Genomic DNA, 20,500 nt, shown 5'->3' with positions numbered 1-20,500 from the left:
TAAATATGAAATCTGTCACATTAGACAAACTACAACGTCCTTTAAAGGATTTACGTATTTCTGTTACTGATCGCTGTAATTTTCGCTGTCGTTATTGTATGCCAGAAGAAATATTTGGTCCTGATTATTCGTTTTTGTCTAATGATAAAATTTTATCTTTTGATGAGATTGAAAGGATAACACGTATTTTTGTTTCTTTAGGTGTAAGAAAGTTACGAATTACGGGCGGAGAACCGTTACTGCGAAGAGGTCTTCCGCAGCTTATCGAGCGCCTTAATAAAATAGATGGTGTGGAGGATATCGGCTTAACAACCAATGGATCGTTACTTAAAAAGTTTGCTCCTGATTTATATAAGGTGGGTTTATCGCGTGTGACAGTTAGTTTAGATTCCTTAGAAGAAGAACGATTTTTCTATTTGAATGGTAATAGAAGCAAAATCCAAAGAGTACTAGAAGGAATACAGGCTGCAGCTGAAGTCGGTATGAAAATTAAAATAAACATGGTCGTTCAAAAGGGAAAAAACGAACAGGACATTTTGCAGATGGCGCAATATTTTAAGGAAAATAAACATATTCTTCGTTTTATTGAGTATATGGACGTTGGGAATTATAACGGCTGGGAGTTAAAAGAGGTCGTCTCGAAACAAGAAATAGTAGATGCCATTCATCAAGTTATGCCATTAGAACGGATTGAAGCGAATTATGCAGGTGAGGTGGCGACTCGCTATCGTTATATCGGAAGTGATGAAGAAATAGGTATTATTTCATCAGTAACAGATTCCTTCTGTTCCTCATGTACGAGAGCCCGTATTTCTGCAGAAGGAAAATTATATACTTGTTTGTTCGCTTCTAAAGGAAATGATTTGAGAGAACTACTTCGATCTGGGTACACTGACGAGGAAATAACATATATCGTACGTGATATATGGAACAACCGAGAAGATCGTTATTCAGATGAACGCTTAAGTCATACAAGTAAAAAAAGAGCGCCTAAAATTGAAATGTCACATATTGGTGGTTAATATATAAGAGTGACGCTATGATGAATTATATACAAAATGGAAAATGTGCAACGTTTGTAGATTTTCTATTTTATAGTAAAAGTGATGATTGATATCTCTGTAAAAGATGTGCAGAGAAATTAAGCAGCATTCAAAAACCTTTGTTTTGTGGAGGTTTTTTGAAGCTGCTTTTTTATTTGGAGAAAATGGAGGAATTAGTAATGGCATTTCATAAACCGGAACAAATTGCTGAGCTTGTAATTGAGGCCGGTGTTCAAAAAGTAAGTCAGACCTTGCCAGCAATGCTTATTCTCGGTTTTTTAGGAGGAGCATTTATTTCATTAGGATTTTTACTTAACATTCGAGTTTTAGGTAATTTACCTGATCGCTGGGGGAGTTTAGTGAATATTTTAGGAGGCGCTGTTTTTCCTATTGGACTCATGCTCGTAGTATTAGCAGGAGGGGAATTAATTACCGGAAATATGATGTCAATGTCTATGGCACTTTATGCAAAGAAAATTACATTGATAAGTGTACTCAATAATTGGGTTTGGATTACGTTTATGAATTTTGTTGGAGCTATTTTTGTTGCGTATTGTTTCGGTCATCTTGGGGGATTAACAGAGGGAGATTATTTAAATAAAACGGTAGCGATAGCAGAAGGAAAGTTACATGAATCATTTGGGAGAACTTTAATTTTAGCAATTGGTTGTAATTGGCTCGTTTGTTTGGCACTTTGGCTCGCTTACGGGACGAGTGATTTTGTCGGAAAAATAATCGGAATTTGGATTCCGATTATGGCATTTGTAGTGATTGGATTTCAGCAAGTAGTAGCAAATATGTTTGTCATCTCGGCAGTTATTTTTGCAGGTCATCTGACGTGGATGGACCTAGCTAGAAATTTCGTTCCTGTCTTTATCGGAAATGTAATTGGAGGAGCTGGATTTGTTGGGTTTGCTTACTTTGCTTGTTATCAAAAACAACATTCTAATATGAAATAGAGTTCGTGAGAGGAAGGGTATGTAATGGCTGAGCGGTATTCACGACAACAGTTGTTCAAACCAATTGGGAGTAAAGGGCAAGAAAAAATTCGAAATAAACATGTGTTAATTGTAGGAGCAGGCGCATTAGGAAGTACAAGTGCTGAAAGTTTCGTACGTGCAGGCATTGGCAAGTTGACGATTATTGATCGTGACTACGTTGAATGGAGTAATTTACAAAGGCAACAATTGTACTCTGAACAAGATGCGAGAGAGAAAATGCCGAAAGCAATCGCTGCTAAAAATCGGCTAGAACAAATTAATTCTGAAGTACACATACATGCTTTCGTAATGGATGCAGTTGCAGAAAATATGGATGACCTATTAAAAAATGTAGATGTAATAATTGATGCAACAGATAATTTTGATATTCGATTTGTAATAAATGACTTATCACAAAAACATAATATCCCGTGGGTATATGGTTCTTGCGTCGGATCGTACGGTATGAGCTATACAATTATTCCGCAAAAGACACCATGTTTACATTGTGTGCTGAAGACTGTTCCAGTTACAGGTGTAACATGTGATACCGCTGGAATTATTAGCCCTGCTGTTCAAATCGTCGCAGCATATCAAGTGGCGGAAGCACTCAAAATTTTAGTAGAAGATTTCTCAGCAAGTAGAAAAACATTTTTCATGTTTGATATATGGAGTAATCAAAACCAATTTATAAAACTAGGGAAAATCAAAACAGACGATTGTCCATCATGCGGTTTGAATCGAACTTATCCTTATTTATCATACGAAAATCAAACGAAGGCAGCTGTTTTGTGCGGAAGAAATACAGTTCAAATTAGACCAGTAGAAAATAGACAGTACAATTTTGATGATATAGAAACAGTATTAAAAAAACTTGGGAAAGTAGATCGAAATCCGTATTTACTATCTTGCCAACTAGACAATTACCGCGTTGTTATTTTTCAAGATGGTCGTGTTTTCATTCATGGTACAAATGATATTTCGAAAGCGAAGCAACTATATTATCGCGTATTCGGTTAATAGAAAGGGTTGTCAATAATGGAAAGAAGAGTGCCAATTACGGTTGAAGAAGCTGTTCGTGAAGTAATGGGATTTGCTAATGAGGGATTAAAGGAGCTACTACCTATTGAATTAGCTTACGGACGTATATTAGCAGAGGATTTAGTAGCTGATCATGATGTACCTTCATTCAATCGTTCACCGTATGACGGGTTTGCTATTAGAGCAGAAGATACTACTTTAGCGAGCTATGAAAAACCAATTGCATTTGAGGTAGTTGGAGAGATTGGCGCAGGATCACTATTCCACGAGAAAGTAGGTCCGTTTCAAGCAGTTCGAATTATGACAGGAGCGCAAATTCCAAGTGGGTGTGATGCGGTTGTTATGTTAGAGCTGACTCGTCAATATGAGGAGGCTGGCAACAGTTATATGGAAGTGAAGCGATCATTCAAAACGGGCGACAATATTTCTTTTCAAGGTGAAGATGTTTGTAAAGGAACGGTTCTTGCAAAGAGAGGATCATACATTCATCCAGGTATTTCAGCTCTTCTGGCTACGTTCGGTTATAGTGAGGTGCCAGTGGCGAGAAAGCCTGTAATTGGATTGTTAGCGACTGGTAGTGAATTACTGGATGTAAACGATTCACTACAGCCAGGGAAAATCCGAAATAGTAATACGTATATGATATTGTCTCAAATTCGAAGAGCAGGCGGAAGAGTAAAATATTTTGGGAAGTTTAGTGATGATTTTCATACATGTTTTACAGCTGTAAAAGAAGCGTTAAGCCAAGTAGATATGCTCATTACAACAGGCGGTGTATCAGTAGGGGATTATGATTATTTACCAGCCATTTACGAAAAGTTAGGTGCATCGGTTCTTTTCAATAAAGTTGCAATGCGACCAGGGAGTGTTACGACTGTAGCGCAATTAAATGGCAAGTTATTATTTGGTTTATCAGGGAATCCATCTGCTTGTTACGTAGGATTTGAATTGCTTGTAAGACCTTGTATTCGGACGTATATGTTTAGTAGAAAAGCACATGCAAAAAGAGAAAAAGCGTTATTAGGAGAAGATTTTCTAAAACCAAATCCATTTACAAGATTTGTGCGAGCAAAACTGATATATAACGACGGACAGTTAATCGCTTATCCGTCAGGGTTTGATAAATCTAGTTCGGTTTCTTCTCTGGCAGAGACAAATATATTTATTGTACTTCCAGGTGGTACGAGAGGTTATAAAAAAGATATGTTCGTAGATGTTCTCTTGCTGGAAGAGAATGAAGGTAGTGAATGGCCTTGGACATTTTATAAAGTGAGAGGTGTTTCTAATGGCACAAGCGCTATTTGAGATTGTAGATATACCGATATTAGTTGAAGAAGTAACGAATAAAGTCGCAAGAAGAGAAGCAGGTGCAATTACAACATTTATTGGTACGGTGAGAGAACTAACAAAAGGAAAGCGAACGCTACATTTAGAGTACGAAGCATATAAACCGATGGCAGTAAAACAACTTACGAGAATTGGTGAAGAAATAAATGAAAAGTGGCCGGATGCAAAAATAGCAATTACGCACCGTGTAGGGCGGTTAGAAATTATGGATATCGCGGTAGTCATTGCAGTTTCATCACCGCATCGGAAAGTCGCTTATGAAGCGAATGAATACGCGATTGAACGTATAAAGAGAATCGTCCCCATTTGGAAAAAAGAATTTTGGGAAGATGGAACGATGTGGATTGGAGATCAACTTGAAAATACGGCATATCCAGAAGGAAAACCGAAGAAGGAAGAATGAGAAGATGATTACAATTTTATTGTTCGCAAATTTGCGTGAGGAAGTTGGATCGGATCAATTCGTAATTTTAGAAAAACAAGAAATGACAGTGCAGCAAGTAAAAGAATGGCTCAAAGCAAGCTATTGTTTACAATCGCTAGATAAAGTGATGGTGGCTGTTAATGAAGAATTTGTAACGAATGAAGAGATGATAAAAGCTGGAGATGTAGTCGCATTCATTCCGCCTGTTAGCGGGGGATAATAAGCTTTTTCGCCAAGAAGATGTTGTATATAAATTAGAATTATGAGAAGGGATGAGTTTTATGATTACTCAAGAACAAATAATGAGCGCGTTAAAACATGTGGAGGATCCGGAGTTACACAAAAGTATTGTAGAGTTAAACATGGTTAGAAATATACAAATGAATGGAACAGAGGTTAAACTTGAAGTAGTGTTAACAATTCAAGGTTGTCCATTAAAGGCAAAAATTCAACAAGACGTGGAAGAGTCTCTTCAGGCAATTGGTGCATCGAAAGTAGATTTGACATTTGGCTCTATGACACAAGAAGAACGAGCTGCGTTAACAGAGAAGTTAAAGAAAAATAGTAGAACAGAAACTGGTATGCCGAGCATGCTTCGCCTTGATTCAGGGGTGCGATTTATTACTGTAACGAGCGGAAAAGGTGGAGTTGGAAAATCGACAGTGACAATTAATCTTGCGACTGCTTTAGCTCGTATGGGCAAAAAAGTGGGGATATTAGATGCAGATATATATGGTTTTAGCATTCCAGCTATGATGGAAACGAATCAAAAACCTACGATGATTGATCAAACAGCAATTCCAGTCGTTAGTCACGGTGTGAAAATTATGTCGATGGGATTTTTTACAGAAGGAAATAACCCGGTTATGTGGCGAGGACCGATGTTAAATAAATGGATTCAAAACTTCCTTGCGAATACACACTGGGGAGAATTAGATTATTTACTTCTTGATTTACCACCTGGTACAGGAGATGTTGCCATTGATGTTGCAGCAATGATTCCGCAGGCGAAAGAAATTATCGTTACAACACCACATAATGTAGCTTCATTCGTAGCATCTAGAGTAGGCGTAATGGCAAAACATATGAAACACGAGATTTTAGGTATTGTGGAAAACATGGCTTATTATGAAGAACAAGATGGATCGAAAAATTATCTGTTCGGAAAAGGCGGCGGCGAAATGTTAGCAGAACAATTGCAAACAGAAGTAATCGCGCAAGTACCTTTTGCAAAACGTGAAGAAAATAGCGGTTCATCTGTATATGATGAAGATTCTCTTGTTGGAGAAGTGTTTACATCGTTAGCAGAAGATATTATTTATAAAGGATAGAGGAGGAATTTTTTATGGCGTGTAATATCGATCATTCTATTGAAGATGTAATGAATAAACTTGAAAGTCAAAAGAGTTTTTTATCTGAAGATGTTTTTAAAGGGTTAAAAAATTTTTTGCAAGGTAATCACTCGCAAAAAATGTTAAATGATGTATTTCATCTTTTAAAAAAATATGACTTAGTTAGTGAGGAAGAAAGAGAGACGAGAAATACTCAATTATTGCTGATTATAAAATAAATACACTTTGGCCTTTGTTTTGCAACAGGAGGGGTAAATGTAATGGATATGAAAAAGATGATTGAAATGATAGAAGCAACAAAAGTGACTAAAGAAGAATTATCGATTTCTACTTTACATCAAGAGCTTGTGAAGTTATATAGTCAAAAAAATGTTGCTTATTATACGGAGCTATTAAAGTATATTTTATCATTATCCGTGCAGCTAAACATACATCTTGTATTGAAATATTTTGGCGTGCGACCGGTTGTTGCGACAGATGAGCGTATGCAATTTCAAGAGATATTTAAATGTTTAGCTAAGAAAGATGATAATGGGGAATGGTTTTTAAATTTCGTTTCTTTATATGTAGGGTTAATTATAGTTCTTCATTTTGATGAGAAGGAGATTGAGGGAAGTTTTTTCGATGCTATGGTAGTGGGTGAAGGGAATGAAATATAAGATTCTGCTCATAACAGCTTTCTATTTAATTGCTATAACTGCGATTTTAATTGGTTATGTAAATATGAAGGTAACGAATTAAAATAGTTTGATAAAAACTGTTCTTCAGTTGTTTCCATCGTTTTTTCATGTTACCATTAAGCGAATTTTTCATAGGGAGAGAAAGCGATGAAATGGATTTATTTTATTATTATTAACGTTATAGCTTTTAGCCTTATGGGGCTTGATAAACGAAAAGCGAAGAAGAAACAGTGGAGAACGCCAGAAAGTACGTTGTTTTTATCAGCAGCAGCTGGGGGCGCAATTGGTGCTTGGATTGGTATGTATATGTTTCACCATAAAACTCATAAAAAGAAATTTGTTTTCGGCATACCGTTACTTGTCGTTATAACAGTATGTTTACTTTTTGCTGTATGAGAAATGTCGAAAGAAATGCAGATTGATTATTGGTAAAGTGAGCACGTGGGACCGTATAATGGAGAAAAATGAGAAGAGGAGAAAAAGGAAGATGGGGAGTCAATCAGCAGAGCAAAAAAAAGGGATTATATATGCGGCTGGTGCGTATACGATGTGGGGAATACTACCAATCTATTGGAAATGGGTTGAGGAAGTCCCAGCAGATGAAATATTAGCACACCGCATCGTTTGGGCGTTCGTGTTTATGTTAATCGTATTAGGTGTTACGAAGAGATTTCGTCAGTTTATTGGGGAGTTCGTGAATCTTTTTAAACGACCTAAATTATTAATGTCATTAACAATAGCTTCAGTCTTGATTAGCGGAAACTGGTTTGTCTACATATGGGCCGTTAATCATAATCATGTCATTGAAGCAAGTCTTGGCTATTATATTAATCCGCTTATTAGTATTTTACTTGGTACAGTCGTTTTAAAGGAAAAGTTAAACTTTTGGCAATACGTTGCAGTTGGTTTAGCTGGAGTAGGGGTTATCATTTTAACAGTACGTTTCGGGGCTATTCCATGGGTTTCTTTATCACTTGCCCTTTCATTTGGATTATATGGATTAACGAAAAAATTGTTAAACTATGATGCGACAATTGGACTTACGATGGAAACGATGTTAGTGACGCCGTTTGCGATTATTTATTTAGTAATGACAGGAGTACATGGTTTCGGCTCATTTGGCTCGATCTCAATGTTATCGACATTACTATTAATAGGGGCGGGCATTGTTACAGCATTGCCACTTTTTTATTTTGCAAAAGGAGCCCAACTTATTCCGCTTTATATGGTAGGGTTTTTACAATATATTGCACCAACAATTAGTTTGATTTTAGGTGTATTCGTATTTGGTGAACATTTCACATCTACTCATATGATTGCATTCTTCTGTATATGGGTTGCATTATTTGTGTTCTCGGTAGCGAAAACAAAGTTCTTGGTGCAGAAACAACCGAAATTTATAAAAAATAAATCAGCAAAAGTATCATAATGCGTAGTATTTTCTACGCATTTTTCTTTATACTGATACTATAGGATTTCCATTATAGCTAGTAGGGAGCTGAGAACGTGGAAACGATTTTACATAACGATCCGCTTATGGCCGCTGTAATTTCATGGTTTTTAGCACAATTAACGAAAGTAGTCTTTAAATTAGTCAAAACGGGTGAATTTGATTTTGCAAAGTTTTTCGCTTCAGGTGGGATGCCAAGTTCTCATGCTTCAACTGTTACAGCACTGGCTACAGGTGTTGGTGTTGTGGAAGGTGTGGAAAGCACCTTATTTGCAATTGCTGCTATTTTTGCCATTATAGTTATGTATGACGCTTCAGGAGTAAGGCTTGCAGTAAGTAAACAGGCGAAAATATTGAATGAGTTTTTTCACGGTAGACAAACAGAATATAAGAAGTTAAATGAACTTGTCGGGCATACACCGTATGAAGTAGTAGTCGGTGCCTTATTAGGGATTATTGTCGGGGTAGGATATTGTTTATGAGCAGAACATTTTATATGTTCTGCTTTTCTTTGTTTTCATACATATTCAGCGACTTTTTTGAATATCGTTATACGGATTTCGAAAGGGTGGGTGAGTAACTTGCTATTATATGAAAAAGTGCATGAAGAAATAGTAAGAAGAACAACTGCACTTCAAACGATGCAACGGCAAGATGGTACGTGGCGGTTTTGTTTTGAAGGAGCTCCATTAACAGATTGCCATATGATTTTTTTATTAAAATTATTAGGTAGAGATAAAGAGATAGAACCGTTTGTAAAAAGATTAGCATCACTCCAAACAAATGAAGGAACATGGAAATTGTATGAAGATGAAGTGGGTGGTAATTTATCTGCTACAATTCAATCTTATGCTGCCTTGCTTGCTTCGGAAAAATATACAACAGAAGATACGAATATGAAGCGAGCGGAAATGTTTATAAATGATCGTGGCGGGGTAGCGCGTGCTCATTTTATGACGAAGTTTTTATTAGCAATTCACGGAGAGTATGAATATCCTTCGTTCTTTCATTTACCAACACCAATCATGTTTCTACAGGATGATTCCCCCTTCAGTATATTTGAATTGAGTAGCTCAGCACGTATCCATTTAATTCCGATGATGCTATGTTTAAATAAAAGATTTCGAGTAGGGAAAAAGTTATTGCCAAATTTAAATCACATTGCGGGCGGAGGCGGAGAATGGTTTCGGGAGGATCGGTCTCCGTTATTTCAAACGTTATTAAGTGATGTAAAACAAATTATATCGTATCCACTTTCGTTACATCATAAAGGATATGAGGAAGTCGAACGGTTTATGAAAAAGCGTATTGATGAAAATGGAACGTTATATAGTTACGCAACTGCCTCGTTTTATATGATTTATGCTTTACTCGCGTTAGGACATTCTCTTCAATCATCAATGATTCAAAAAGCGATAACTGGGATAACGTCTTATATATGGAAGATGGAAAGAGGAAATCATTTGCAAAACTCTCCTTCAACTGTATGGGATACGGCTTTACTCAGCTATGCGTTACAAGAGGCCCACGTTCCGAAAGATAATAAGATGATTCAACATGCATCAGCGTATTTATTAAAAAAACAGCATACAAAAAAAGCTGATTGGAGCGTACATGCTCCGGCGCTTACTCCAGGCGGTTGGGGTTTTTCGGATGTGAATACGACTATTCCAGATATTGATGATACAACAGCTGTGCTAAGGGCATTGGCAAGAAGTGGAGGAAACGAAAATGTAGATAACGCTTGGCAGAAAGGAGTCAATTGGATTAAAGGATTACAAAATAATGATGGTGGCTGGGGAGCGTTTGAAAAAGGTGTGACGAGCAATATATTAGCAAATTTACCAATCGAGAACGCAAGCGATATGATAACGGATCCTTCTACACCAGATATTACAGGGAGAGTGTTAGAGTTTTTCGGGACATATGCGCAAAATGAATTGTCTGAAAAACAAAAACAAAGTGCGGTAAATTGGTTAATGAATGTACAAGAGGAAAATGGATCATGGTACGGGAAATGGGGGATTTGCTATATATATGGTACATGGGCTGTTATGACTGGTTTACGGTCACTCGGAATTCCATCTAGCAATCCTTCATTGAAACGAGCAGCTTTATGGCTTGAACATATACAGCATGAAGATGGTGGGTGGGGAGAATCTTGCCACAGTAGTGTAGAGAAAAGGTTCGTTACTTTACCATTTAGTACACCATCCCAAACAGCATGGGCGTTAGATGCTCTCATTTCTTACTATAATAAAGAAACACCAACTATTCGAAAAGGTATTTCATATTTGCTTGCGAACCCTAATGGTAATGAAAAATATCCCACTGGAACGGCTTTACCAGGTGGGTTTTATATTCATTACCATAGCTACGCTCATATATATCCGCTACTTACTTTGGCACATTATATAAAAAAATATAGAAAATAAACCGAGAGATATCTCTCGGTTTATTTTGTTGGGTAGTAGGTCCCTGTTGAAAAGAATAAGGTTATGCTTTCCTTATTTTTCTGTTGGCTGGTGTTTTTGACGTGCATCAGCGGCATTTGCACGTGCGTTCGCTTCTAAGTCATTGTGGTCAGCGAGTTCACGAGAGAACTCAACATCAATGCCATCAGCAGCTTTGTTTTGCTTGAAATTTTTTTTGTTCATTCGACACAATCTCCTTGTGTTTATCCCGCTTTAATGGGCAGTAAGACCCCCACCTCAAAATTCAGCGAAAGCAAAGAAGTTAGCTGGGGGTCGGGCTGCCCATAAAAGTCCGATTGGTTCAACTAATAATCAGTCGGGGATGGAGAAAACTCCCACTGATTAAAGTTTCACTTTATGCGACGTTGCAAAGTTAGTTTGACACAAACAGACTTTTTTATACAAAGAGGAATTGGAAAGTAAAAAGCCGAAATATACAGTATAAGTAATAGAAATGGGGGATAGGGATGGAGTTTTTAAATGGGAAAACAGCTGTTGTAACAGGAGCTGCACAGGGAATTGGAAAAGAGATTGCAAGGGTTTATGCAAAACTAGGGGCGAAAGTATTAATTAGCGATGTAAATGAAGAGAAGCTACAAAAAACGACACGTGAGTTCTCGGATGAAGGATATGAAGTGAGCTTATATCGATGTGATGTGAGTAATCAAAATGAAGCGAAGTCGTTAATTGAATATGCGGTTCAAAAATTCGGAACATTACATATTTTGGTGAATAACGCCGGGATTACAAGGGATGCAATGTTACATAAAATGGAGAAGTCTGCTTGGGAACAAGTATTGCAAGTGAACTTAACTGGAGTTTTTTATTGTATGCAACCAGCTCTCCTTTATATGAGACAACAAGGATATGGACGCATTATTAATATATCTTCAATTAGTAGAGAAGGAAACATAGGTCAAGCAAACTATGCAGCTACGAAGGCAGGCGTTGTAGGTTTAACGAAAACGGCAGCGAAAGAAGTTGGAAGTTTCGGTATTACATGTAATGCGATTTGTCCAGGATTTATGGATACAGATATGACAAAAACGATACCAGATAAAGTGAAAGAAAAGATGGTCGGCGCGATTCCAGTTGGTAGAATTGGAACGCCAGAAGATATTGCGAACGCAGCTGCCTTTTTAGCATCAGAATACGCATCCTATATTACAGGAGAAGTATTGAATGTGAGCGGGGGACTGCAAGTTTAAAGGCATACATAATGAAAAGAACCTGACCGTATAGGCCAGGTTCTCTATTTCGTTAATTTAAGTTAAGCCAAACGCTCTTCACTTCTGTATAGTTATTTAATGCATAAGATCCCATTTCACGACCAAGACCAGACTGTTTAAATCCTCCAAATGGAGATGCTGCATCAAAGACGTTATAACAGTTTACCCATACTGTACCAGCACGTACTTTACTTGCAACATAGTGTGCTGTTTTAACATTTTCTGTCCACACACCAGCCGCTAAGCCGAATTGTGATTTATTTGCACGTTCAATTACTTCATCAATATCGTTAAACGGAATTGCAGAAATAACTGGACCGAAAATTTCTTCTTTTGCGATCGTCATTTCATCATTTACGTCAGCGAATACGGTAGGAGAAACGAAGTAGCCTTGATCGAATGGGTTACTTCCTCCGCAAAGTACTTCAGCACCTTCTTCAATTCCTTTTTCAATGTAGCCCATTACACGTTTTTGTTGTTCTTCAGAAACGAGAGGACCGATTGTAGTTTCTGGGCTTAAGCCAGCACCTTGATTTAATTTTTTAGAGTAAAGGACAAGGTCAGCCATGACATTATCATACATTTTCTTCGGAACAAATAGGCGTGATCCAGCAGAGCATACTTGTCCTTGGTTAAACATAACACCAGAAAGTGCACCAGGAATTGCACGAGATAAGTCGGCATCTGGTAAAATAATGTTTGGTGATTTACCACCAAGCTCTAAAGTAACACGTTTTAATGTTTCAGATGCTTGTCGCATAATTTGTTTACCGACTGGAGTAGAACCGGTAAATGCAATTTTATCAACAAGTGGGTGATTAACGAGAGCTTGTCCAGCTGATTCACCGAATCCAGGAACGATATTAATAACGCCTTTCGGGAATCCAGCTTCTTCAATTAATTCAGCTAAGTATAGAGCAGATAGTGGAGTTTGTTCTGCAGGTTTTAATACGATTGTACATCCTGTAGCAAGCGCTGCTCCCATTTTCCACATTGCCATAAGAAGCGGGAAGTTCCAAGGGATAATTTGACCAACGACACCAACAGCTTCATGGCGTGTATAGTTAAAGTAATCACCGGAAACAGGAATTGTTTGACCAACGATTTTCGTAGCCCAGCCGGCATAATAGCGCATATGTTCAATTGCGAGTGGTATGTCTGCTGCCATTGTTTCACGGATTGGCTTTCCGTTATCTAACGTTTCGAGCTGTGCAAGCTCTTCTTTATGTTCTTCCATTAAATCAGCTAATTTGTACATAAGACGGCTGCGCTCAGCAGTGCTCATACGTGACCAAGGACCTTCGTCAAAAGCCATGCGAGCTGCAACGACAGCTTTATGAATATCTTCGCGACCAGCCTCAGAAACGACAGCAAGCGTTTCGCCAGTTGCTGGGTTAGGTGTTTTAAACGTCTTACCGGAAGCGCTTTCAACGAAAGATCCATTCACATATAACTTTTTTGTACCTTGAAGAAACTTTTCTACTTTTTCATGAAGATTTACAGCTAGTTGACTCATTGTATAACCCCCTTGAAAATATAATGTAAACGCAGTACGAGACGGCGTTTATTCCGAAATCAAGGATGTGGGAACTAGATGGAAAGCCTCTAATTTAAATCATAATTAACAAATACTGAAAATTCAAATTTCATTTGTGTTACAATTGTAAAAAATATGTAATGTAAGAGAATCTTCTATATGAATATAAAAAATCCTGCTTGTTTTTGCTTTCTAGTAGGAAAAACTAGAAGAACAATGGTACAATAATACATCGTGAGAGGAGGGAGAAAATGAAGAATTATCATGATGATCCACGCTTTCGGATTGCCCATAGAGAAGCGTTAATCGGTCTTGGACTTGCTATTATCAATTTTATAATATGGTACGGATTTGCTTATGGGCTTGGTAGTAAAAATCCGAGTGAATATACATATGTATTCGGTTTTCCAGCATGGTTTTTTTATAGCTGTATCGTTGGATTTATCGTTATGGTTATATTACTTAGTTTAGTTGTTCGTTTTGTATTTCAAGATATTTCACTCGATGAGGAAGAAAAAAGTGAGGAATAATAGATGAATTGGTATGTAATCATTCCAATGATAATTTCGTTTATCGTTGTATTTTTAATTGGTGTATATGCTTCAAGACGCGTGCAAGCAACTGCTAATAATAAATTTTTGCAAGAATATTTTCTTGGTGGGCGTGAGCTTGGCGGTTTATTATTAGCAATGACAATGATCGCTACGTACGGTAGTGCAAGTAGTTTTATTGGTGGTCCTGGTATTGCATACAATATGGGGCTTGGATGGGTGCTACTATCTGCAATTCAAGTTGTAACAGGGTATATCGTTTTAACGGTTATCGGTAAAAAGTTTGCAATTATCGCTAGGAAGATGGAAGCCATTACTCTTATCGATTATTTAAAGGGAAGATATAATAATAAAGCAGTTGTTATACTTTCTGCATTATGTATTATTATTTTCTTATTTTCAGCAACAGTAGCTCAGTGGGTCGGCGGTGGTCGATTAATTGAGTCACTAACGGGTCTCTCCTATACAACGGCACTATTTTTATTTACTTTTTCTGTACTTGTGTACGTATTAATTGGTGGATTCCGTGCGGTTGCTTTATCAGATACGTTATTAGGTATCATTATGTTAGTTGGAACGACAATCATTTTAATTGCTACTGTCATTGCTGGTGGTGGAATTGAAAAGATTGTGCAGGAACTTGTTCAAATTAATCCGAATTTAATTACACCATTCGGAGCGGATGGTAGTTTAACGAAATCATATGTGACATCATTTTGGATTTTGATTGGAATTGGCGTTGTTGGTTTACCGCAAATTAGCGTGCGTGCTATGTCTTATAAAAATTCAAAAGCTATGCACCAAGCATTAATAATTGGAACGATTGTTGTAGGTACAATTATGATTGGTATGCATTTAACAGGTGTGTTTGCACGAGTCGTACTTCCCGGTATAACAGTACCAGATAAAGTAATGCCGCTACTCGCTATGGAAGTGTTGCCACCTTGGCTAGCTGGAGTTTTCTTAGCTGCACCAATGGCAGCAATTATGTCTACAGTAAATTCGTTATTGTTACTTGTAAGTTCATCAATTATTAAAGATATATACGTAAATTACATAAATAAAGATGCAGCAGACAGTACAATTAGAAAAGGAAGTTTGTGGATTACTGGTATTGTAGGACTGCTCGTTTATGCAGCAGCAATTAAACCACCAGATTTTTTAATATGGTTAAATTTATTTTCTTTCGGTGGATTAGAAGCAGCATTCATTTGGCCGATCGTATTAGGGTTATATTGGAGGAAAGGAAACGCAACAGGAGCGCTTGCCTCTATTTTAGTTGGGGTAGGTTCATATATGTGCATCCATCTTTTCTATCCAAATCCATTCGGTATACATACAGTTGTCTTCCCGATTTGCTTAGCGTTTATCGCTTATATCATTGGAAGTATGAGTGCTGTGAAAAAAACAGTATAGGTTATATGAAGAACGTAGTCCTTATAGGACTGCGTTTTTTCGTATGAATTTGTTCTTTTTTATTCTGTATATCAATGACTATTCATAAATTAATAACAATTGAGGGGATGGAGTTGAGGGTGATGAAAAAAGTATTATTTTTAGGAGACCCGGGAATTGATGACTCTTTAGCAATTATGTATGGATTGTTGCATCCTGATATTGATATTGTCGGCGTAGTAACGGGATATGGAAATGTAACGCAAGAAAAGGCGACGAGTAATGCAGCATATTTATTGCAGTTAGCAGGAAGGGAAGATATACCAGTTATTAATGGTGCGAAGATTCCTTTATCTGGAGATATTACAACATATTATCCGGAAATTCACGGGGCAGAAGGTTTAGGACCAATTCGTCCTCCAAAAAATCTTTCTCCGAATATAAAGCCTTTTTGTGAGTTTTTTGATATTCTTGAAAAATATAAAGGAGAATTAATCATTGTTGATGCCGGCAGGTCAACGACACTTGCGACAGCGTTTATTTTGCAAAAGCCAATGATGAAGTATGTGAAAGAATATTATATAATGGGTGGCGCTTTTTTAATGCCTGGCAATGTGACACCAGTCGCAGAGGCGAATTTTCATGGTGATCCAATTGCGTCACAATTAGTGATGCAAAACGCCAAGAATGTGACATTAGTGCCACTTAACGTTACATCTGAAGCAATTATTACGCCAGAGATGGTGAATTACATTACGAAACATTCTAAAACGAATTTTAATAAATTAATTGAACCTATTTTTACGTATTATTATAAAGCTTATAGAAAGCTAAATCCGAAAATAAAAGGAAGTCCAGTGCATGACGTTGTCACAATGATGGTTGCGGCAAATCCGTCTATTTTGGACTATGTATACCGCCGTGTCGATGTAGATACAGTAGGGATTGCAAAGGGGGAAAGTATTGCTGATTTTCGGCCTCAACCTGATGCAAAAGCTTTAAAGAATTGGGTTCGAATAGGTTGGTCATTACAATATAAAAAGTTTCTCGAAGACTTCGTCAAAATTATGACGTAGACATAATAAGAGGATACAAGTTAAAATAGTGGAGATGATTACTAAAATAATCATCTCCACTATTTTGTTTATAAGAGATAAATAGAGAAGAGTTACACAATAGGAGAGGAATTTTACTTGAAAAAAACTATAGTATGCGCAGTAATTGTGGGTATTTTCGTTTTGCTAATATCGGGTAATTTTTTAGTGAAAAAAGTATGGAGCTCAAATAATGATGATGCGCAGTATATCGCATCTTTTATTGAAGAACATAAAGATGAAAAAAATAGCGCGCTTCTAGTAAAGAGAAATGATAAAGTTGTTTATTCTGTAAATCCAAATGTTGTATTGCCAGTTGCGAGTACGATGAAATTAATCGTGGCGCTTGAATATACGAAACAAGTTACAGAAGGGAAAATTGATCCATCTAGTTTCGTTTCCATAAATGATGTGAATCGTTATTACGTACCGAATACAGATGGCGGTGCACAAGATAGATGGCAAAGGTATTTGCAAAAGACAGACAAGATAACAGAAGGAGCAGTTTCTTTAGAAGAAGTGGCAAAAGGAATGGTTAAGTTTAGTTCGAATGCGAATGCTGAATATTTAATGGAAGTGTTAGGATTAGATAATATTAATCGTAATTTACAAAGTTTATCGCTTCCAGCACATCAGCCGCTATTTCCGATTGTTTCATCTTTATACATCCCTGGATATTTGCATAAAGAACTACATGTTCCGAAATATAAAGTAGAGAAAAAGTTAAAAGAAATGTCTCAAGAACAATATCGTGAATACGCGATGATTATTCATGAACGCTTAAAAAAGAAGGGACCATTATTGCAGAAGGAAATTCCTCTTTATTTAGAGGAACGTTACGATAAAATTTGGTCAGATCGATTACCAGCAGCTTCTGCAAACGATTATATGGTACTGCTTCAAAAGGCAAATCATAAAGGTGGCCTAACAGAAGCCGAAGAAAAAGTGTGGGCGAATATTGTTGAAACAGATATGAGCGCTAAGAAATATCGTAAAACATTTAGACATGCAGGGCAAAAAAATGGTTATACGCCATGGACAGTTACAAAAGCAGTTTATGCAATGGATAAACGCGGGAACTGTACAGAAATAGTGTTTTTAGCAAATAATTTAAATGAGGACGACAGTGCAGAAATACGTAAACATTTAGCAAACTTACATTTCCAAGTGTTGCAAAGTGATAAGTATGATGCGACTTTTATTAAATAAACTCGGTGCAGAGAGCACCGAGTTTATTTTTATCCCGCTTTAACGGGCAGTAAGACCCCCACCTCAAAATTCAGCGAAAGCAAAGAAGTTAGGTGGGGGTCGGGCTGCCCTTAAAAGCCCGATTGGTTCAAATAATAATCAGTGGGGGATGAAGAAAACCCCACTGATTAAAGTTTCACTTTATGTACAAGCACTTTTTTCCTATCTCTGGGTATGATGGGTAGTAATACTTAGGTGAGAGGGGAAAAGGTGATGAAACAAAGTAAGGAAGAGTTTATAAAGAGTGAAGGCGCTGATTTCCCTGGGAAAACATATGTGGATTGTGTATTACAACAGGTATTTCATTTTCAAAGAAATTGCTTATTAAAAGATATGTTTCAAGTGCATAAAGCGCATATTACGATGCTGATGGAAGAAAATTTAATGAAAAAGGAAGAAGCCAAAGTTATACTACAAGCATTAAAAAAGGTAGAGGGAATTCCAGAAGAGCAATTGCTCTATACAGAGCAGCATGAAGATCTCTTTTTTTTAGTGGAACATTTAATTTCTCAAGAAGCAAAAAGCGATTTTGTAAGTAATATGCATATTGGTAGAAGTAGAAATGATATGGGTGTAACGATGTATCGCATGAGTTTAAGACGGTATGTATTACGATTAATGGAGCATCATTTGTTATTGCAAGAAAGTATGCTGCAACTTGCCGATGATCATAAGGAAACGATTATGCCAGCTTATACACATACACAACCAGCGCAGCCAACAACATTTGGTCATTATACGTTAGCGATTTATGATACGATGCAGAGAGATTTAGAACGCATGAAAAAAACGTACAAATTTTTAAATCAGTCCCCAATGGGAGCCGCTGCGCTTTCTACAACAAGTTTCTCAATCAAACGGGAGCGAGTGGCCTATTTACTTGGATTTACAAATGTAATTGAGAATTCATATGATGCTGTTGCTGGAGCGGATTATTTATTAGAAGTTAGCTCGTTACTTATGGTAATGATGACGAATACGAGTAGATGGATTCATGACTTCTTACTATTAGCGACGAAAGAATATGATGGTATTACTGTTGCAAAGCCATATGTACAAATTAGTAGTATTATGCCGCAAAAGCGAAATCCAGTTTCCATTGAACATGCCCGTGCGATCACGAGTAGTGCTTTAGGGGAGGCATTTACAGTATTTCAAATGATTCATAATACACCATTTGGTGATATTGTCGATACAGAAGATGATTTGCAGCCGTATTTATATAAAGGAATTGAAAAGACCATTCGTGTTTTTTGTATTATGAATGCGGTCATTCGAACGATGAAAGTAGAAGAAGAAACGTTAAAAAGCCGTTCTTATAAACATGCAATTACGATTACAGATTTCGCAGATGTTTTAACGAAAAACTATGGCATTCCATTTCGGCATGCACATCATGCAGCGAGTGTTATTGCAAATATGTCATTGGAGCAGAAAAAGGAGCTACATGAATTACATGTAAAAGATGTAAATATATACTTACAAGAAAATTATAAAATACAGCTATTAGAAAACGAGTGGGAAGAGATTGTATCGCCAGAAGCTTTCATTCAAAAAAGAAATGTATACGGTGGACCGAGTAAAAAAGAAATGGAGCGCATGATTAATAATCGAAAAGAGTCATTTCAAAAAGAAGAAGCGGTATTTGAAAAAGAAAAACAGAGAATTTTACAAGCTGAAAATGATTTGAATACGTTAGCCTCGAATATTATTGAATCGTAAAAGAGGGATTTAATGAATTAATCGCCAATATTAAATGAAACTATAAATAGAGAGAAGAGATTGTCGATGATTCAATTACATGTATATGAAGAGACTCTTACTTTTAAAGAAGAGGTTACGCCATTTTTAGAAAAGAATGAGCAGGAAAATAATCTCATATTAGGTGTATTACAAATGATCCAACAACCGATATTTATGGGGGTAGCAAAACAAGAGGAAGAAATAGCGGTTGTATTTCTTCAAACAGAAGAGAAGAAACAAATCATTGTTGCTACGTCTGAAATTGCGGAAGAGGGCATCGTGGAACTTGCAAAAAAATTAACGAAAGTATATCCAAATGTTCCTGGATTGATTGGTAATAAGAAAGTTGTACAGAAATTAGCGAAAAAGATTGCGATGTTAGAACAGAAAAAAATTATTGTTGCAATGGAGCAAGGTGTATATGAATTAAAACAAGTACAGAAAAAGTGGAACGGAGATGGAATCTTTCGAGAAGTACGTAGTGAGGAGCTACCATTAATAGAACAGTGGATATATCAATTTTGCGAAGATGTGAAGCTTCCTACTACGAAAGAAGAAGCGAAACAAACCGCTCATACATTAATTACGAACCGTCGTCTATTTGGTTTAGAAGTAGACGGGAAGCTTGTTTCTGTAGCTGCAAAAACACGTCCAACTAAAAATAATATAACAGTTAATTTCGTGTATACGCCGAAAGAAGCAAGGAAAAAAGGATACGCATCTAATTGCGTAGCGGCACTTAGTCAACGTATGTTAGATGAAGGATACAAGACGACTACGTTATATACTGATCTAGCGAATCCTACATCGAATAAAATTTATCAAGAAATTGGTTATGAACAAATTGCGGAGTCTGTGCTTATATTTTTAGAGAAATAAAATGAAAGGCACGCTATGAGAGCGTGCCTCTTT

The 20,500-nt window shown here is 36.9% G+C and carries 22 protein-coding genes; 20 read left to right on the top strand and 2 right to left on the bottom strand.

The window, feature by feature from the left end; translation table 11 throughout:
- Nucleotides 1–5 precede the first annotated feature (5 nt).
- The 13 genes from moaA (at nt 6) to VF726_RS19150 (ending at nt 10,752) form a co-directional block, all read left to right on the top strand.
- Nucleotides 6–1,022, top strand: coding sequence for a GTP 3',8-cyclase MoaA (gene moaA / locus VF726_RS19210; RefSeq protein WP_440171210.1), 1,017 nt, complete (start codon nt 6–8; stop codon nt 1,020–1,022).
- Nucleotides 1,023–1,222: 200 nt separating this feature from the next.
- Complete coding sequence (locus tag VF726_RS19205; RefSeq protein ID WP_440171208.1) at nt 1,223–2,002, top strand: formate/nitrite transporter family protein; 780 nt, start codon at nt 1,223–1,225, stop codon at nt 2,000–2,002.
- A 24-nt stretch (nt 2,003–2,026) separates the two neighbouring features.
- Nucleotides 2,027–3,043 (top strand): molybdopterin-synthase adenylyltransferase MoeB, encoded by a 1,017-nt coding sequence (locus tag VF726_RS19200; RefSeq protein WP_440171206.1) that lies wholly within the window; start codon nt 2,027–2,029, stop codon nt 3,041–3,043.
- Nucleotides 3,044–3,061: 18 nt separating this feature from the next.
- Nucleotides 3,062–4,369: a molybdopterin molybdotransferase MoeA gene (locus VF726_RS19195; RefSeq protein ID WP_440171204.1), complete on the top strand. Its 1,308-nt coding sequence runs from the start codon at nt 3,062–3,064 to the stop codon at nt 4,367–4,369.
- On the top strand, nt 4,350–4,814 hold the full coding sequence (gene moaE, locus VF726_RS19190; RefSeq protein ID WP_440171202.1) for a molybdopterin synthase catalytic subunit MoaE: 465 nt from the start codon (nt 4,350–4,352) through the stop codon (nt 4,812–4,814). The genes VF726_RS19195 and moaE overlap by 20 nt, the downstream gene beginning before the upstream one ends.
- A gap of 4 nt (nt 4,815–4,818) precedes the next feature.
- Nucleotides 4,819–5,055, top strand: coding sequence for a molybdopterin converting factor subunit 1 (moaD, locus tag VF726_RS19185; RefSeq protein ID WP_440171200.1), 237 nt, complete (start codon nt 4,819–4,821; stop codon nt 5,053–5,055).
- A 61-nt stretch (nt 5,056–5,116) separates the two neighbouring features.
- Complete coding sequence (locus tag VF726_RS19180) at nt 5,117–6,166, top strand: P-loop NTPase (protein WP_440171198.1); 1,050 nt, start codon at nt 5,117–5,119, stop codon at nt 6,164–6,166.
- 14 nt (nt 6,167–6,180) lie between these two features.
- A complete protein-coding gene (locus VF726_RS19175; protein ID WP_440171196.1) occupies nt 6,181–6,405 on the top strand; it encodes a hypothetical protein in 225 nt (74 codons plus the stop codon).
- A gap of 42 nt (nt 6,406–6,447) precedes the next feature.
- The gene (locus tag VF726_RS19170) at nt 6,448–6,846 is read left to right on the top strand and encodes a hypothetical protein (protein ID WP_440171194.1); all 399 of its coding nucleotides are present in this window, start codon (nt 6,448–6,450) and stop codon (nt 6,844–6,846) included.
- A gap of 168 nt (nt 6,847–7,014) precedes the next feature.
- Nucleotides 7,015–7,263, top strand: coding sequence for a DUF1294 domain-containing protein (locus VF726_RS19165; protein ID WP_440171192.1), 249 nt, complete (start codon nt 7,015–7,017; stop codon nt 7,261–7,263).
- A gap of 91 nt (nt 7,264–7,354) precedes the next feature.
- On the top strand, nt 7,355–8,296 hold the full coding sequence (rarD, locus tag VF726_RS19160) for an EamA family transporter RarD (RefSeq protein ID WP_000535531.1): 942 nt from the start codon (nt 7,355–7,357) through the stop codon (nt 8,294–8,296).
- 77 nt (nt 8,297–8,373) lie between these two features.
- Nucleotides 8,374–8,799, top strand: coding sequence for a divergent PAP2 family protein (locus tag VF726_RS19155; RefSeq protein WP_000447823.1), 426 nt, complete (start codon nt 8,374–8,376; stop codon nt 8,797–8,799).
- 99 nt (nt 8,800–8,898) lie between these two features.
- Nucleotides 8,899–10,752, top strand: coding sequence for a terpene cyclase/mutase family protein (locus tag VF726_RS19150; RefSeq protein WP_440171189.1), 1,854 nt, complete (start codon nt 8,899–8,901; stop codon nt 10,750–10,752).
- A gap of 72 nt (nt 10,753–10,824) precedes the next feature.
- Here VF726_RS19150 and VF726_RS19145 read toward each other — a convergent pair whose 3' ends face one another.
- Entirely contained in the window at nt 10,825–10,974 is a 150-nt protein-coding gene (locus tag VF726_RS19145; RefSeq protein WP_440171187.1) for a YfhD family protein, read from the bottom strand.
- Nucleotides 10,975–11,258: 284 nt separating this feature from the next.
- On the opposite strand from VF726_RS19145, the gene fabG reads away from it, so the two are divergent.
- Complete coding sequence (fabG, locus tag VF726_RS19140; protein WP_048527645.1) at nt 11,259–11,999, top strand: 3-oxoacyl-ACP reductase FabG; 741 nt, start codon at nt 11,259–11,261, stop codon at nt 11,997–11,999.
- Between the two features lie 52 nt (nt 12,000–12,051).
- Here fabG and dhaS read toward each other — a convergent pair whose 3' ends face one another.
- Entirely contained in the window at nt 12,052–13,536 is a 1,485-nt protein-coding gene (dhaS, locus tag VF726_RS19135) for an aldehyde dehydrogenase DhaS (protein ID WP_440171185.1), read from the bottom strand.
- A 272-nt stretch (nt 13,537–13,808) separates the two neighbouring features.
- On the opposite strand from dhaS, the gene VF726_RS19130 reads away from it, so the two are divergent.
- The 6 genes from VF726_RS19130 (at nt 13,809) to VF726_RS19105 (ending at nt 20,467) form a co-directional block, all read left to right on the top strand.
- Nucleotides 13,809–14,087: a YhdT family protein gene (locus tag VF726_RS19130; RefSeq protein WP_000800722.1), complete on the top strand. Its 279-nt coding sequence runs from the start codon at nt 13,809–13,811 to the stop codon at nt 14,085–14,087.
- 3 nt (nt 14,088–14,090) lie between these two features.
- On the top strand, nt 14,091–15,524 hold the full coding sequence (panF, locus tag VF726_RS19125) for a sodium/pantothenate symporter (protein ID WP_440171183.1): 1,434 nt from the start codon (nt 14,091–14,093) through the stop codon (nt 15,522–15,524).
- A 74-nt stretch (nt 15,525–15,598) separates the two neighbouring features.
- Complete coding sequence (locus VF726_RS19120; protein ID WP_142321018.1) at nt 15,599–16,579, top strand: nucleoside hydrolase; 981 nt, start codon at nt 15,599–15,601, stop codon at nt 16,577–16,579.
- A gap of 117 nt (nt 16,580–16,696) precedes the next feature.
- Nucleotides 16,697–17,806, top strand: coding sequence for a serine hydrolase (locus VF726_RS19115; protein WP_098346112.1), 1,110 nt, complete (start codon nt 16,697–16,699; stop codon nt 17,804–17,806).
- Between the two features lie 234 nt (nt 17,807–18,040).
- Nucleotides 18,041–19,567: an argininosuccinate lyase gene (gene argH, locus VF726_RS19110; protein ID WP_440171180.1), complete on the top strand. Its 1,527-nt coding sequence runs from the start codon at nt 18,041–18,043 to the stop codon at nt 19,565–19,567.
- A 66-nt stretch (nt 19,568–19,633) separates the two neighbouring features.
- Nucleotides 19,634–20,467: a GNAT family N-acetyltransferase gene (locus VF726_RS19105; RefSeq protein WP_440171178.1), complete on the top strand. Its 834-nt coding sequence runs from the start codon at nt 19,634–19,636 to the stop codon at nt 20,465–20,467.
- The last annotated feature ends 33 nt before the right edge of the window (nt 20,468–20,500 follow it).

It is taken from the genome of Bacillus sp. Brlt_9 (assembly GCF_051948935.1).
GTDB lineage: Bacteria > Bacillota > Bacilli > Bacillales > Bacillaceae_G > Bacillus_A.
Note: the sequence above shows the minus strand (reverse complement) of the source record. Positions and strands in the feature narration are given on the sequence as shown.

What these genes read in the sequence shown, in the direction of transcription:
- moaA (WP_440171210.1), top strand. Translation starts at nt 6, where the DNA reads ATGAAATCTGTCACATTAGACAAACTACAACGTCCTTTAAAGGATTTA.
- VF726_RS19205 (WP_440171208.1), top strand. Translation starts at nt 1,223, where the DNA reads ATGGCATTTCATAAACCGGAACAAATTGCTGAGCTTGTAATTGAGGCC.
- VF726_RS19200 (WP_440171206.1), top strand. Translation starts at nt 2,027, where the DNA reads ATGGCTGAGCGGTATTCACGACAACAGTTGTTCAAACCAATTGGGAGT.
- VF726_RS19195 (WP_440171204.1), top strand. Translation starts at nt 3,062, where the DNA reads ATGGAAAGAAGAGTGCCAATTACGGTTGAAGAAGCTGTTCGTGAAGTA.
- moaE (WP_440171202.1), top strand. Translation starts at nt 4,350, where the DNA reads ATGGCACAAGCGCTATTTGAGATTGTAGATATACCGATATTAGTTGAA.
- moaD (WP_440171200.1), top strand. Translation starts at nt 4,819, where the DNA reads ATGATTACAATTTTATTGTTCGCAAATTTGCGTGAGGAAGTTGGATCG.
- VF726_RS19180 (WP_440171198.1), top strand. Translation starts at nt 5,117, where the DNA reads ATGATTACTCAAGAACAAATAATGAGCGCGTTAAAACATGTGGAGGAT.
- VF726_RS19175 (WP_440171196.1), top strand. Translation starts at nt 6,181, where the DNA reads ATGGCGTGTAATATCGATCATTCTATTGAAGATGTAATGAATAAACTT.
- VF726_RS19170 (WP_440171194.1), top strand. Translation starts at nt 6,448, where the DNA reads ATGGATATGAAAAAGATGATTGAAATGATAGAAGCAACAAAAGTGACT.
- VF726_RS19165 (WP_440171192.1), top strand. Translation starts at nt 7,015, where the DNA reads ATGAAATGGATTTATTTTATTATTATTAACGTTATAGCTTTTAGCCTT.
- rarD (WP_000535531.1), top strand. Translation starts at nt 7,355, where the DNA reads ATGGGGAGTCAATCAGCAGAGCAAAAAAAAGGGATTATATATGCGGCT.
- VF726_RS19145 (WP_440171187.1), bottom strand. Translation starts at nt 10,974, where the DNA reads ATGAACAAAAAAAATTTCAAGCAAAACAAAGCTGCTGATGGCATTGAT.
- fabG (WP_048527645.1), top strand. Translation starts at nt 11,259, where the DNA reads ATGGAGTTTTTAAATGGGAAAACAGCTGTTGTAACAGGAGCTGCACAG.
- dhaS (WP_440171185.1), bottom strand. Translation starts at nt 13,536, where the DNA reads ATGAGTCAACTAGCTGTAAATCTTCATGAAAAAGTAGAAAAGTTTCTT.
- VF726_RS19130 (WP_000800722.1), top strand. Translation starts at nt 13,809, where the DNA reads ATGAAGAATTATCATGATGATCCACGCTTTCGGATTGCCCATAGAGAA.
- panF (WP_440171183.1), top strand. Translation starts at nt 14,091, where the DNA reads ATGAATTGGTATGTAATCATTCCAATGATAATTTCGTTTATCGTTGTA.
- VF726_RS19120 (WP_142321018.1), top strand. Translation starts at nt 15,599, where the DNA reads ATGACTATTCATAAATTAATAACAATTGAGGGGATGGAGTTGAGGGTG.
- VF726_RS19105 (WP_440171178.1), top strand. Translation starts at nt 19,634, where the DNA reads ATGATTCAATTACATGTATATGAAGAGACTCTTACTTTTAAAGAAGAG.